Origin of the sequence: Limnohabitans sp. Rim47, assembly GCF_001517545.1 — a bacterium.
GTDB lineage: Bacteria > Pseudomonadota > Gammaproteobacteria > Burkholderiales > Burkholderiaceae_C > Limnohabitans_A.
In genome coordinates this window covers 67,328-81,726 of sequence record NZ_FBYA01000005.1, presented here as the reverse complement: position 1 = coordinate 81,726, position 14,399 = coordinate 67,328, and the positions used below count along the sequence as shown (strand labels likewise).

The window sequence follows — 14,399 nt, the reverse complement described above, 5'->3', positions numbered from 1 at the left end:
TCTTGTCATTCAGTCAGCGCACACAAGCCGTTATGGCACGCATGGCCAGCCTCTTCACGGGGCGTTTGAGCGAGCAAGGTGCCGGATCTCAGAGTTTGCCGGTGAACCTCGGCAGTTACGACTTTGCTCGTACGGCCTCTGGGTCTTCGACCCGCTTGCAAAGCGTGGACCAGGCATTGGTATGGGTGGTCGTCGCCTTGCTCATGTGGGGCATGGTGATGGTGTATTCGGCGTCAATTGCGATGCCGGACAACCCCCGTTTTGCGCGCTACGCGCAGACCCATTTCTTGACCCGGCATGTGATCTCCATGGTGGTGGGTGGAGTCATGGCTTTGTTGGCTTTTCAGGTGCCCACAGAAACCTGGGAAAAAGTGGCTAGGCCTTTGTTTGTGATCGCTCTTGTGTTGTTGGCCATGGTGTTGATCCCATTCATTGGCAAAGGTGTTAACGGTGCGCGGCGCTGGATTTCTTTTGGCTTCATGAACTTCCAGCCTTCGGAATTGGCAAAGTTCGCCACCATCATTTATGCAGCCGATTACATGGTGCGCAAGATGGATGTGAAAGAACGGTTCTTCCGCGCTGTGTTGCCCATGGGCGCTGCCGTCGCACTGGCCGGGGTGTTTTTGCTGGCCGAACCGGACATGGGGGCCTTCATGGTGATTGCGATCATTGCCATGGGCATTTTGTTTTTGGGCGGCGTCAATGCCCGCATGTTCTTCCTGATCTTTGCGGTTCTTGTGGGCGCCTTTATGGTGATGATCGCCGCATCGCCTTGGCGCAGAGAACGTATTTTTGCCTACCTGGACCCCTTCAGTGCCGAGCACGCTTTGGGCAAGGGCTACCAGTTGTCGCACTCCTTGATCGCCATCGGACGCGGCGAAGTGTGGGGCGTTGGCTTGGGCGGGAGTGTGGAGAAACTGCACTGGTTGCCCGAGGCGCACACCGATTTCTTGTTGGCCGTGATCGGTGAAGAATTTGGTTTGGTGGGCGTGTCTTTGGTGATTGTTCTGTTTTTGTGGCTCAGCCGCCGCATCATGGTCATTGGTCGTCAGGCCATCGCCTTGGACAAGGTTTTCTCTGGCCTGGTGGCGCAAGGTGTGGGCATCTGGATCGGCTTTCAGGCCTTTATCAACATGGGCGTGAACCTGGGCGCGTTGCCCACCAAGGGTTTGACCTTGCCCCTGATGAGTTACGGTGGCTCGGCCATCATGATGAATCTGATCGCCGTGGCGGTGGTGTTGCGCATCGACGCAGAGAACAAACAAATGATGCGTGGAGGGCGCTCATGAGCACCAAATGCGCATTGGTCATGGCCGGCGGCACGGGCGGGCACATCTTTCCGGGCTTGGCAGTCGCCGAGGCTTTGCGAGATGCCGGCTGGCGCGTGCACTGGTTGGGCGCACCTCACAGCATGGAAAGCCAGTTGGTGCCACCGCGTGGGTTTGCGTTTGAGGCCGTTGACTTTGGCGGCGTGCGTGGCAAAGGCCTCAAGACACTGGCCGTGCTGCCTTTCAAATTGTTGCGTGCGTTCTGGCAAAGCCTGCAGGTGGTGCGCCGTGTGCAGCCCGATGTGGTGCTGGGCCTGGGCGGCTACATCACCTTTCCGGGCGGCCTGATGGCCAGCCTCTGGGGTAAGCCTGTTGTGCTGCACGAACAAAATTCAGTGGCAGGCCTGGCCAACAAGGTGTTGGCGCAGGTGGCCGATCGCGTGTTCACCGCTTTCCCTGGTGTTTTCAAAATGGGTCAATGGGTGGGCAATCCACTGCGCCGGGCGTTCACCGAGCAAGCCAGCCCAACCCAACGTTTTGTCGGGCGTACCGGCCCTTTGCGGGTTCTGGTGGTGGGCGGCAGCTTGGGGGCCAAGGCCTTGAACGACATCGTGCCGCAAGCCTTGGCTTTGTTGCCTGCCGCAACGCGCCCTGTGGTGACCCACCAAAGCGGGGCCAAACAAATCGAGGCACTGCGGGCCAACTACGCGGCAGCGGGGGTGCAAGCCGACTTGACGCCGTTCATCGACGACACGGCCACGGCGTTTTCCCAAGCCGATCTGGTGATCTGCCGGGCAGGTGCCAGCACGGTGACTGAAATAGCGGCCGTGGGTGCTGCGGCATTGTTTGTGCCGTTCCCGTTTGCGGTGGACGACCACCAAACCACCAATGCGCAGTTTTTGGTCGCACAGGGTGGCGGCTGGCTGGTGCCGCAGGCTGAGTTGACAGCGCAGGCGCTGGCCGACCGATTGGCAGGTCTGAGCCGCGAAAGCTTGCTGGCCTGTGCTGAACAGGCTTATGAACAGAAAAAAACGAATGCCACTCGGGAGGTTGTGATGGCTTGTGAGGAGTTGGCAGCATGAAACACGCCATTCGAAAAATCCATTTCATCGGTGTGGGCGGCTCCGGCATGAGCGGCATCGCCGAAGTGCTGTTGAACCTCGGCTACCAAATCTCGGGTTCGGATTTGTCGGACAGCGCCACGCTGCGCCGCTTGGCCGATTTGGGCATCGAAACGCATGTGGGTCACACGGCCGACAACGTCAAGGATGCCGACGCCGTGGTCACTTCCACTGCCGTGAAAGCCGATAACCCTGAAGTGCTGGCAGCCCGTGAGCGCCACATTCCTATCGTGCCCCGCGCTGTGATGTTGGCTGAGCTGATGCGCATGAAGCAAGGCGTGGCCATTGCGGGCACGCACGGCAAAACCACCACCACCAGCCTGGTGGCCAGCGTGCTGGCCGAAGCGGGCCTGGACCCGACCTTTGTGATCGGTGGCCGTTTGAACAGCGCGGGCGCCAATGCCAAGTTGGGCACGGGTGACTACATCGTGGTTGAAGCCGATGAGTCCGATGCGTCGTTTCTGAATTTGTTGCCCGTGATGGCGGTGGTGACCAACATCGATGCCGATCACATGGAGACTTATGGCCATGATCTGGCCAGACTCAAAGCGGCGTTTGTCGAATTTTTGCACCGCATGCCTTTTTATGGCACCGCGATTGTGTGCTCTGACGATCCTGGCGTGCAGTCTATCGTGGCCGACATCGCCAGGCCCGTGACGACCTATGGTTTGAACGAAGGTGCCCAAGTGCGTGCTGTGGATGTGCGTGCCGAGCATGGCCAGATGCACTTCACGGTGCAAAGGCGCAACGGCGTGATCCTGCCCGACCTGCCTCTGGTGCTGAACTTGCCGGGCAACCACAACGTGCTCAACGCACTGGCCGCTGTGGCCGTGGCGGTGGAGTTGGGTGTCGATGACGCGGCCGTGCAGCGTGCACTGGCGGGCTTCAAAGGTGTGGGTCGTCGTTTTCAGCGTTATGGCGATGTGGCTGTGCCCGGTGGTGCAGGGCATTTCACCGTCATCGATGACTACGGTCATCACCCAGTCGAGATGGCCGCGACGCTGTCAGCAGCCCGTGGCGCGTTCCCGGGTCGTCGCTTGGTGTTGGCATTTCAGCCACACCGTTACAGCCGCACCCGCGATTGCTTTGAAGATTTCGTGAAAGTCATTGGCCAGGGTTGCGACAGCGTGTTGTTGTCTGAGGTTTACGCTGCAGGCGAAGCCCCGATCGTGGCCGCTGACGGGCGATCCCTGGCCCGAGCCCTGCGCGTGGCGGGCAAGGTGGAGCCCGTATTCGTCGATGCAATTGCCGACATGCCTCAAGCGGTTCTCAGCAACGCACGCGATGGCGATGTGTTGATTTGCATGGGTGCCGGCTCAATCGGTGCGGTGCCTGCCAAGGTGCTTGAGTTGGGAGGTGTCGCATGAGCATTTTGAATTTAGGCAAGGTCGCTGTTCTGATGGGAGGCCGCTCTGCCGAGCGCGAAGTGTCCCTCATGTCGGGCCAGGGCGTGTTGCAGGCTTTGCGGGCTTCGGGTGTGAATGCCCATGCGTTTGATCCCGCAGAGCGAGACCTGAGCGAGCTCAAGCGCGAAGGCTTTGACCGTTGTTTTATTGCTTTGCATGGTCGCTATGGCGAAGACGGCACGGTGCAAGGTGCGCTTGAGCTGCTGGGCATTCCCTACACAGGTTCTGGCGTGATGGCATCCAGCATTGCCATGGACAAGACCATGACCAAGCGCGTTTGGCTGGCCGAAGGCTTGCCCACCCCCAACTATGTTCTGGTACGCCGTGAGCAGCTGGGCAGCGTGTCGATGGATGGCCTCATCCAGGCTTTGGGATTGCCCATGATCGTAAAGCCTGCACGCGAAGGCTCGTCGATTGGGGTGACCAAGGTCGAGCAAATCCAAGACTTGCCTGCGGCATTGGCGGCGGCAGCGCAATGCGATGCTGACATCCTGTGCGAGCAGTGCATTGTGGGCGACGAAGTCACTTGCCCGGTCTTGGGTGAAGGCGACAGCAGCCACGCTTTGCCGGTGATTCGCATCGTGGCCCCGGCGGGCAATTACGACTACCAGAACAAATACTTCACCGACGACACCCAGTACCTGGTGCCCTCGGGCTTGCCCGCTTCAGAAGAGGCTGCGATCGAGGCCTTGGTTGTCAAGGCTTACCAGGTCTTGGCTTGCCGGGGTTGGGGCCGCATCGACGTGATGATTGACGCGGCAACGCGCCAGCCCTACCTGCTGGAGATCAACACTTCGCCAGGCATGACTGGTCATTCTTTGGTGCCCATGTCCGCCAAGGCGGCGGGCCTCAGCTACGAAGCCTTGTGCTGCCAGTTGCTGGCTGCGGCTTCGTTGGACCATGTGCAGGAGGCTCGCGGGTGAAATCCACACTGCCATTGCCGCTGGATATCCGGCTGATGAACATGACAGCAGTCTTGCTGGTGATGGCGTTCGTCTTGCTGATTCTCGGGGGCGGGGCTTGGTGGTTGTTGCGACACCCGGTGTTTGCGATCCAGGCGATCACCGTGCAGGGCGAGGTCACGCGCAACAACGCGGTGACCTTGCGGGCCAATGTGATGCCGCAATTGAGCGGCAACTTTTTTACCATTGATCTGAAACGAACACGCGAAGCCTTTGAGGCCGTGCCTTGGGTTCGGGGTGCTGTCGTGCATCGGGATTTTCCAAACAGATTGAGAACGGTTCTGGTCGAGCACCAGCCTATGGCGCTTTGGGGCGATGAGGGCACCAACAAGATGGTGAACCAGCAGAGCCGCGTGTTTGAAGCAAATGTGGAAGACGTGGATGTGGAGCATTTGCCGCGCCTGAAAGGGCCGGACGCGCAGTCGCAGATGGTGGTGCAGATGTACCGTGATTTGCTGCCGATTTTTGAGGCCATGGACATGGGCATTGAACAGTTTGAGCTGACGCCACGAGGCAGCTGGCGGGTGCTGACCGATGGTGGCGCACTGCTGGAGTTGGGGCGGGGAACCGAGCCGGAAATAACAGCTCAATTGAAATTGTTTTTCAAAACGCTCTCGCAGGTGACGGCCCGTTATGGCCGCACGCCGACTTCCTTGGCGGGGGCAGATTTGCGGCACAAAGACGGTTATGCCTTGCGCTTGCGTGGTGTGACCACGCTGGAAGCAGTGAGCCCCAAAAAGCCTTGATTGATCAAGACAAAAGAATGAAACGGAAACGGTGATTCAAATGGCAAAAGAATACAAAGATTTGGTCGTGGGCTTGGACATTGGCACCTCCAAAGTGATGGCGGTGGTGGCCGAGGTGATGCCCGATGGCGGACTCAAAATCGCCGGTTTGGGGATCGCGCCGGGAAATGGCCTCAAGCGCGGCGTGGTGGTCAATATCGACGCCACGGTGCAAAGCATCCAGCAGGCGCTCAAAGAAGCCGAGCTGATGGCCGACTGCAAGATCACCCGCGTGAACGTGGGCATCACGGGCAGTCACATTCGCGGGATCAATTCCAGTGGCATGGTGGCCATCAAGGACAAGGAGGTCACCCAGGCCGATGTGGCCCGTGTGATGGAAACGGCCCGTGCCATCAACATCTCGACCGACCAGCGCTTGTTGTTGGTGGCCCCTCAAGAGTTCGTGATCGACGGTCAGGAAGTCAAAGAGCCCATTGGCATGAGCGGCATGCGCTTGGAAGCCAAGGTGCACATCGTGACGGGCGCACAAAGCGCGGCGGAAAATATCATCAAATGTGTACGCCGCTGTGGCCTTGAGGTCGACCAGTTGCTGCTCAACCCGCAATCGTCGAGCTTGGCTGTGCTGTCAGAAGACGAGCGTGAATTGGGTGTGGTGTGCGTGGACATTGGCGCAGGCACCACCGACGTGGCGATCTTTGCCAACGGCTCGATCCGCCACACCGCGGTGATCCCGATTGCCGGAGACCTGATCACCAGCGACATCGCCATGGCTTTGCGAACCCCCACCAAAGATGCCGAAGACATCAAAGTTGAAAGTGGTTTTGCCAAGCAGTTGCTGGCCGATCCAGATGCACAGGTCGAAGTGCCTGGTCTGGGTGACCGGGGTCCGCGCATGCTGAGTCGCCAGGCGCTGGCCGGCGTGATTGAGCCGCGCATTGAGGAGATTTTCTCTCTGGTGCACCAGGTCATCCGCGAGTCGGGTTACGAAGAAGTGTTGTCTTCGGGCATCGTGCTCACGGGCGGCAGCGCCGTCATGCCTGGCATGGTCGAGCTGGGCGAAGATATTTTCCTCAAACCCGTGCGCCGTGGCCTGCCTAAATATGCAGGTGGCTTGGCCGACATGGTCAGCCAGCCCCGCGCAGCCACGGTGATGGGCTTGCTCGAAGAAGCTCGCTTGGCCCGTCTGCGCGGCTACAAAGTCACACAAAAGAAAAGTTCGGTGAACAACGCTTTTGGCCGCTTCAAAGACTTCATCGTGGGGAACTTCTGATGAACTGGAAAAAACGCTTTCTGGCCAGAGGCAGCCCACCGACATGCCGACCGTGTCGATGTTGACACCCCTTTTCATAATAAAAAACGTATCTAGAAAATCCAAGCAACTGCAAACAATCTCAGGAGTAGCACCATGACCATCGAAATGATCCAAACCGAAGAATTCAACCAAGGCACCCAAATCAAAGTGATCGGTGTCGGCGGTGGCGGCGGTAACGCTGTCGAGCACATGATCGAGCGCCAAGTCCAAGGCGTTGAATTCGTCTGCGCCAACACCGATGCGCAAGCGCTTGCACGCAGCGCGGCACACCGCTTTATCCAGTTGGGTCAAACCGGTTTGGGCGCTGGAAGCAAGCCCGAAAAAGGCCGCGAAGCCGCTGAGAGTGCCGAAGCCGACATCCGTGCCGCCATCGAAGGCGCGCACATGTTGTTCATCACCGCAGGCATGGGTGGCGGTACGGGCACGGGCGCAGCGCCTGTGATCGCTCGCATTGCCAAAGAGATGGGCATTTTGACGGTGGGTGTGGTGACCAAGCCGTTTGAATTTGAAGGCGGTCGTCGCATGTCCAATGCCGATATCGGCATGCAGGAACTTGAAGCCAATGTCGATTCGCTGATCGTGGTGTTGAACGAAAAACTGCTGGAATTGCCCGGCGGCGAAGACATGACACAAGACGAGGCTTTTGCTCACGCCAATGATGTGCTGAAAAACGCTGTTGGCGGCATTGCCGAGATCATCAATGTGCCCGGCCATGTGAACGTCGACTTTGAAGACGTGCGCACCGTGATGGGCGAGCCAGGCAAAGCCATGATGGGCACTGCTGCAGCCAGCGGCCCAGATCGCGCTCGCATTGCGGCCGAGCAAGCCGTGGCTTGCCCGCTGTTGGAAGGTGTGGACTTGTCGGGTGCCAAGGGCGTGCTGGTGTTGATCAGTGCCGCCAAGGGTTCTTTGAAGTTGTCCGAGTCCAAGCAGGCAATGAACACCATCCGCGCTTACGCTTCGGAAAACGCCCATGTGATTTACGGCACAGCCTACGACGAAAGCCTGGGCGACGAGATTCGTGTGACCGTCGTGGCCACGGGCCTGTCCAAAGCCGGTGCACGCCGCACAGCGCCTCCGCTGCAAGTGTTGCGCACCGGTACCGACAACGTGTCCTTCACCATGAGCGGGCAAGACGCCGTGGCGCCGACACTGAACGCAGCCTCTCCTTCGGCAGCCAATGGGGTGAACGTGCCCGCCTACTGGCGCAGCAACCGCACGCACGCCGCGGCCCGAGTCGACGGCATGGCCAACGCGGGCATGGACGACATCGAGATCCCCGCTTTCTTGCGCAAGCAAGCAGACTGATCTGCGGATCTGACGGTTATTTCTGGTGCTTTGGGGCCTGACGGGCGTTTGCCTGTCGGGCCCCTTTTTGCTTGAGTTCAAACGAGTGGGGGGTAGAACTTTGGAAATGGCTTTGGGTAGGGTCCGTCCCGGTATGTTCCCCGGGGCCGTCGGGCTCGTCGTCGCTTCGCGCCTCAATATCGCCCGCCAGCCCCGGGGAGCACACCGGGACTGGTGTGTTGGCAAAGTCGGCCTAAGCGCCAAGTTCAATGCCTTGTCAGCACCACACAACCCCATGGCAATTAAAATAATCCCATGCTCGCTCAACGCACCCTCAAAACCTTGACCAAAGCCGTCGGCGTGGGTTTGCACAGCGGTCAGCGTGTCGAGCTGACCCTGCGCCCCGCAGCCCCCGACACCGGCATTGTGTTTCGCCGGATCGACCTGCCTGAGCCGGTCGATATCCCCGTCAACGCTGAGGCGGTGACCGACACCCGCCTGGCCTCCACCATTTCGGCAGGGCAGGCCAAGGTCTTGACGGTCGAGCACCTGATGTCGGCCTGTGCCGGTTTGGGGATTGACAACTTGTATGTCGACATCACGGCCGAAGAGGTGCCCATCCTGGATGGTTCGGCTTCTTCGTTTGTCTTCTTGTTGCAAAGCGCAGGCGTGGTCGAGCAACAGGCACCCAAGCGCTTTGTGCGCGTGCTCAAGCCTGTGGAGGTGTCTGAGGGCGAGGGCCAAAACATCAAGTGGGCGCGTTTGACGCCCTACCACGGCTACAAGCTGAGCTTCGAGATCGATTTCCGACACCCTGCCGTGGACTCGACCGGACAGCAGGTGGTGTTTGACATGTCCGAAGGTGTGTACGCCCGTGACATTGCCCGCGCCCGTACTTTTGGCTTCACCAAAGATGTGGAAATGTTGCGTGCCAACGGGCTGGCTTTGGGGGGCGGCTTGGACAACGCCATCGTGATGGACGATTACCGGGTGCTCAATTCGGACGGTTTGCGCTACGACGACGAGTTCGTCAAACACAAGATCCTCGACGCGATGGGCGATTTGTACATTTTGGGCAAACCGTTGTTGGCCGCATACAGCGCGTTTCGCTCCGGCCATGCCATGAACAACCAGCTCTTGCGGGCCTTGCTGGCCCAGCCTGATGCTTATGACATCGTGAGCTTTGATCGGCCCAGCGAAGCGCCACGAGGCTTTGCTGCGCTGCAGCCTGCCTGGTGAGCCGCCTTGACGCACGCGCCAAATTGACCTTGATCATGGCGTTTTGACTGGTTTGGCGATGACCCGCACCACGCACCTGCTTTACCTGCACGGTTTTCGCTCATCGCCCCAGTCGATGAAGGCCCGAAAAATGGCGGAGATCGTGCAAAACCAGCACCCTGACGTGACTTGGTGGTGCCCGTCATTGCCCGCTTCTCCCAAGCAGGCCATGGCCATGGTGTGGTCGGGCGTGTCGGCGTGGCCGCGTCAGCACATGGCGATCATTGGCTCCTCACTCGGCGGTTTTTATGCGGCTGTGCTGGCCCGGCAATTGGGCTGTCCGGCTGTGTTGCTCAATCCGGCTGTGTACCCGTCGCGTGATTTGGCGCGCCACATTGGCGAACACCCTGCATGGCACGATCCCTCGCAAAAAATATTTTTTGAGGCGACCCACGTACAGGAATTGGTCGATCTGGAGGCGCTGACCCCGGTCGACTCGAGCCATCCACCCTCAAGCTTGGCGGTGATCGCCAAGGGGGATGAGGTGCTGGATTGGCGCGAAATGCTGACCCGGCACGCATTGGGCCAAGTGCGCCTGTTGGAGGGCAGTGATCACGCGCTGAGTGATTTTGACGATGTCTTGCCAGAAATCTTGGAATTTCTTCACTTGGCCTGAGGCCCGACGCCTGTCAAGGCAACAGCGCATGGGAAAATCGGTCCATGTACGCATTATTTGAAGAAGCCGGCAAATTCATGGCCGGACGCATCCTGTCCGAAGCCGAGGCCTCCGCTCAGGTGGAGCTCGATTCGGGCAAACGGGTCAAAGTCAAGGCAGCGCAAATGCTGCTCAAGTTTGAAAAACCAAGCCCCGCGACGTTGCTGAGCGAAGCCGCCGCCCTGAGCCAAAGCATTGAGCTGGAGCTGGCCTACGAATTTGCCTCGGACGAGGAATTCGGTTTTGCCGATCTGGCCAAAGACTACTTCAGCGAGGGTGCCAGCACGGTGCACCAAGTGGCCGCTTTGCTGCGCCTGCATGAAGCGCCGCATTATTTTCGCCGTGGTGGTAAAGGCCGTTACCGCAAAGCGCCTGCCGAAATCGTGCAACAGGCCTTGCTCGCGATCGAGAAAAAGAAGCAGCTTCAAGCCCAGATCGAGGCTTGGTCAGCCGAGTTGGTGGCGGGCGTGTGCCCAGCTCCGATCCGCGAACAGCTGTACAAAATCCTGTTCCGTCCCGACAAAAACACGCCCGAATACAAAGCCGTGGTCGAGGCCAGCAAAGCCAGCCAGTCAGCGCCTTTGGACTTGTTGCAAAACGCTGGGGCCATCGCTTCGGCCTGGGATTTTCATTGGCAGCGGTTCTTGTTTGACCTGTTTCCGAAGGGCACCGGCTTTCCGGCTTTGCAAGCCCCGGCCATTCAGGATGAATTGCCGCTGGCCCCGGTGCAGGCTTTTTCGATCGACGATTCACACACCACCGAAATCGACGATGCTTTGTCCTTGCAGGGCTTGGGCACCGGAACCGTCACGGTGGGCATCCACATTGCCGCGCCCGGCCTGGCCTTGACGCCGGGCAGCGCCATCGACCAGTTGGGTCGTCAGCGTTTGTCCACGGTGTACATGCCGGGCTACAAGATCACCATGCTGCCCGACGACGTGGTGCAGGCCTACACCTTGATTGAGGGGCGGGACTGCCCGGCGGTGTCTTTGTATGTGACTTTCAGCGAAGACACCCTGGAAGTGCAAAGCACTGAAACCAAGCTGGAGCGTGTGCCTATCTTGGTCAACCTGCGGCATGACCAACTGGACGACCGCATCACCCGCGAATGGCTCGAAGGTGAAGACCAAAGCGACCACGCCGATGTGCCGGTGAGCCGTGCCACGCTCGGTTTTTTCTGGCGCTTGGCGCAAACCCTCAAAGCGCGGCGCGAGGTGGTGCGCGGCAAGCCCGAAAGCTTCAACCGCCCTGACTACAGTTTCAAGCTCGATCGCCCCAGCAACGACTTGCCACCCACGGGCGAAGAGACGGTGTTGATCGGGGTGCGCCAGCGCGGTGCGCCGCTCGATCTGATGGTGGCTGAGGCCATGATTTTGGCCAACAGCACTTGGGGCCAGTGGATGGCCAGTTTGGGCGTGCCCGGTATTTACCGCAGCCAGGCCAGCATGGCGCCCGGCGTGAAGGTGCGCATGGGCACCAAGGCCTTGCCGCACGCCGGCATTGGCGTGCCCAGTTATGCCTGGAGCACATCCCCCCTGCGCCGTTACACCGACTTGGTTAACCAGTGGCAAATCATCGCGTGCGCCAAGCATGGTGCGACCGCTGCCTTGGCCGCGCCCTTCAAGCCTAAAGATGCCGAGTTGTTCTCCATCATCAGTGGCTTTGACGCGGCCTACAGCGCCTACAACAGCGTGCAGTCGAGCATGGAGCGTTACTGGACGTTGCGCCATGTCGAGCAGCAGGGCATTGAAGAGCTGGAAGCCAGCTTGGTCAAGGAGATGGGGGGCGGCATCTGGTTGGTTCGGGCTGACAGTTTGCCGCTGATGTTCAGTGTGATGGGCGCCCAGGGTTTGATGCGCGGTGCGCGTGTGCGCGTCAAATTGGGGCAGGTCGACTTGATGGCGCTGGATGTCAATGGCACGGTGACCGCGCACCTGGATGCGCCTGTGGTGTCAGCAGACCAGGAAAGCGACGAGGCAGAAGAAGACGAAGCCATGGCCGCAGGCCCACTCACTATCGCAGTCGATCTGAACGACAGCACGCAAAGCGATGGCGCTTGAAGAGATTCAGCCTTTTGAAACGGGGCTTGTCTCGCGTCTGAAACGGGCGTTTACACGCCACACCTTGTGGTGGGCCATCGGGTTTTCGGTGTTGCTTCATGCGGTGCTGATGGCTTGGCGCTTTGCCGATCCGGCCAGTTTCAATCGCGTGTTTGAAGACTCGTCATTGGAGGTGGTTTTGGTGAACGCCCGCAGCGACAGTCTCCCCGAGCGGGCGCAGGCCATTGCCCAAGTGCGGCTGTCGGGTGGCGGTCAAGCGCCCGGCTTGCAACGGGCCAGCACCCCTGTGCCACCTTCGGTCGTCAACGAATCGGGCACCGACATCGGGGCCATGCAGCGCCAAATTGAAGCGCTCAAGTTGCAGCAAATGCGCTTGTTGACTCAGCTTCAGCAAGAGTTGTCGGCCTTGACTCAGGAAAATACGGGCGAGAATGCCCAGGCACCTGAGCGTCAGGCCAGACAAGAGCGCCGGCAGCAATTGAACCGGCAATTGGCCCAAATCGAACCTCGGGTCGAAAAAACCCAAGGCGGCCCCCGCAAGCGGTACATCAGCCCAGCCACCCAAGAAGCGGTTTACGCCCTTTATTACGACAAATTACGGCGCACCATCGAAACGCGTGGCACCCTCAATTTTCCGCAGGTGGGCGGGCAAAAACTCTATGGGCAATTGAGCATGGTGATCACGGTCGATGTCCGAGGGCGACTGGTCCAGACCGAGGTGGTCAAGACCTCTGGTCAGCCTTTGCTTGACCAGCGGGCCGTAGCGATTGTGCGCAGTGCCGCGCCATTTGATGCGTTCAGCGCTAACATGCGGCGGCAGGCCGATCAGATTGTGGTGGTCACACGTTTCCAGTTCTCCAAAGATGGCAGCCTGGAAACGCGCATGTTGGCCGCACAACCCCGGCAGCCATGACCCGTTTGCCCCCTTTTTTAGACCATTCAGACAAAGGACATTGATGCGCGCTTTCGGTCGTTGGTGTGTGCTGGTTTTGCTGGCTTGTTTGGCTTTGCAGGTGTTTTTTGCGTTGCGCATTGCCAGCATGGCGTTGTTGTCGCCGCAATCCACCAGCTTTGAACGCTCGCAGGTCTGGCAAATTGTGACTCGGCAAAGCCGGCTGCCCTGGCGGCAGGAATGGGTCGACCGAAAAAGCATATCCCCCAGCTTGCAGCGGGCGGTGATCGCCTCGGAAGACAGCGTTTTCTCGCAACACGGCGGTGTTTGGTGGGAGTCTTTGGAAAAAGCCTGGGAGAAAAACGCCAAGGCCAAAGCCGTGGCCGAGCAGCGTGCCCAGCGCCGACCCGATGCCAAGACACCTCACGTCAAAATTGTGGGCGGCTCGACCATCACCCAGCAATTGGCCAAAAACCTTTTTTTGTCTGGCGAGCGCACCTTGGTGCGTAAGGGCCAAGAGATGCTGATCACCCTGACCTTGGAGACCTTCCTGTCCAAGCAACGCATTCTGGAGATTTACCTCAACAGCGTGGAGTGGGGGGAGGGCGTTTTTGGGGCCGAAGCGGCCGCGCAGCACTACTTCAGAAAAAGCGCTGCCCGTCTGAGCGACTGGGAGGCCGCCCGTTTGGCGGTCATGTTGCCTCGCCCGCGTTATTTTGAGCAGCGTGCGCAATCGGCCTACCTGGCCAGTCGGGCCGAAACCATCATGGCCCGCATGGGTGACGTGGTGTTGCCATGAGCACTTTGACCACACCTGCCCCGCAAACCCTGCGTATTTTGGGCATCGACCCTGGCTTGCAGACCACCGGTTTCGGGGTGCTGGACATGACAGGCTCGCGCTTGCAGTACGTGGCCAGCGGCGTGATCGAGACCACTCGCGAGGAAATGGGCAACCTGCCCGCTCGCCTGAAGGTGATTTACGACGGCATCCGCGAAATTCATGCCCGTTACCAGCCCGATGTGGCGTCGGTCGAGATCGTGTTTGTCAACATCAACCCGCAAGCGACCTTGCTGCTGGGTCAGGCACGGGGGTGTTGTGTCACGGCTTTGGTGTCTTGCGACCTGCCGGTTGCCGAATACACGGCCTTGCAAATGAAGCAGTCGGTGACAGGTCATGGGCGTGCCGCCAAATCGCAGGTTCAGGAAATGGTCAAGCGCTTGCTGCAGTTGCCAGTGGTGCCGCGTCAGGATGCCGCCGATGCTTTGGGCATGGCGATCACGCATGCGCACGCCAGCCCGTCCATGAACAAACTGGCCGCCCAAGGCGTCCTCAATCGCAAAACCCATGGCATGTTCCGCAGCGGGCGAAGCCACTGACCTGATGGCCTAGTCTATTTTTAAATTCAGCCTGA

13 protein-coding genes are annotated in these 14,399 nt (G+C 59.4%); all 13 read left to right on the top strand.

Features of this window, described 5'->3' with window-relative positions:
* The first annotated feature begins 32 nt into the window (after positions 1-32).
* The 13 genes from ftsW to ruvC all read left to right on the top strand — a co-directional run bounded on the left by ftsW (position 33) and on the right by ruvC (position 14,364).
* On the top strand, positions 33-1,289 hold the full coding sequence (gene ftsW, locus BN3544_RS12135) for a putative lipid II flippase FtsW (protein WP_019430220.1): 1,257 nt from the start codon (positions 33-35) through the stop codon (positions 1,287-1,289).
* Positions 1,286-2,350 (top strand): undecaprenyldiphospho-muramoylpentapeptide beta-N-acetylglucosaminyltransferase, encoded by a 1,065-nt coding sequence (murG, locus tag BN3544_RS12130; RefSeq protein WP_019430221.1) that lies wholly within the window; start codon positions 1,286-1,288, stop codon positions 2,348-2,350. The genes ftsW and murG overlap by 4 nt, the downstream gene beginning before the upstream one ends.
* Positions 2,347-3,756 carry a UDP-N-acetylmuramate--L-alanine ligase gene (murC, locus tag BN3544_RS12125; protein WP_019430222.1) on the top strand — a complete coding sequence of 470 codons (1,410 nt, stop codon included), beginning with the start codon at positions 2,347-2,349 and terminating at the stop codon, positions 3,754-3,756. Before murG ends, murC begins: the two co-directional genes overlap by 4 nt.
* Entirely contained in the window at positions 3,753-4,718 is a 966-nt protein-coding gene (locus BN3544_RS12120) for a D-alanine--D-alanine ligase (protein ID WP_019430223.1), read from the top strand. The genes murC and BN3544_RS12120 overlap by 4 nt, the downstream gene beginning before the upstream one ends.
* 35 nt (positions 4,719-4,753) lie before the next feature.
* Positions 4,754-5,503, top strand: coding sequence for a cell division protein FtsQ/DivIB (locus BN3544_RS12115; RefSeq protein ID WP_019430224.1), 750 nt, complete (start codon positions 4,754-4,756; stop codon positions 5,501-5,503).
* A gap of 40 nt (positions 5,504-5,543) precedes the next feature.
* Positions 5,544-6,773: a cell division protein FtsA gene (gene ftsA, locus BN3544_RS12110; RefSeq protein WP_019430225.1), complete on the top strand. Its 1,230-nt coding sequence runs from the start codon at positions 5,544-5,546 to the stop codon at positions 6,771-6,773.
* A 135-nt stretch (positions 6,774-6,908) separates the two neighbouring features.
* Positions 6,909-8,123: a cell division protein FtsZ gene (gene ftsZ / locus BN3544_RS12105; RefSeq protein ID WP_019430226.1), complete on the top strand. Its 1,215-nt coding sequence runs from the start codon at positions 6,909-6,911 to the stop codon at positions 8,121-8,123.
* A 294-nt stretch (positions 8,124-8,417) separates the two neighbouring features.
* On the top strand, positions 8,418-9,341 hold the full coding sequence (lpxC, locus tag BN3544_RS12100) for a UDP-3-O-acyl-N-acetylglucosamine deacetylase (protein WP_019430227.1): 924 nt from the start codon (positions 8,418-8,420) through the stop codon (positions 9,339-9,341).
* A 58-nt stretch (positions 9,342-9,399) separates the two neighbouring features.
* Positions 9,400-9,996: a YqiA/YcfP family alpha/beta fold hydrolase gene (locus BN3544_RS12095; protein WP_019430228.1), complete on the top strand. Its 597-nt coding sequence runs from the start codon at positions 9,400-9,402 to the stop codon at positions 9,994-9,996.
* 44 nt (positions 9,997-10,040) lie between these two features.
* Complete coding sequence (locus tag BN3544_RS12090; protein ID WP_019430229.1) at positions 10,041-12,095, top strand: ribonuclease catalytic domain-containing protein; 2,055 nt, start codon at positions 10,041-10,043, stop codon at positions 12,093-12,095.
* On the top strand, positions 12,085-13,008 hold the full coding sequence (locus tag BN3544_RS12085) for an energy transducer TonB (protein WP_019430230.1): 924 nt from the start codon (positions 12,085-12,087) through the stop codon (positions 13,006-13,008). The genes BN3544_RS12090 and BN3544_RS12085 overlap by 11 nt, the downstream gene beginning before the upstream one ends.
* A 43-nt stretch (positions 13,009-13,051) precedes the next feature.
* Complete coding sequence (gene mtgA / locus BN3544_RS12080) at positions 13,052-13,786, top strand: monofunctional biosynthetic peptidoglycan transglycosylase (RefSeq protein ID WP_019430231.1); 735 nt, start codon at positions 13,052-13,054, stop codon at positions 13,784-13,786.
* 29 nt (positions 13,787-13,815) lie between these two features.
* The gene (gene ruvC, locus BN3544_RS12075) at positions 13,816-14,364 is read left to right on the top strand and encodes a crossover junction endodeoxyribonuclease RuvC (protein ID WP_026036691.1); all 549 of its coding nucleotides are present in this window, start codon (positions 13,816-13,818) and stop codon (positions 14,362-14,364) included.
* Positions 14,365-14,399 lie beyond the last annotated feature (35 nt).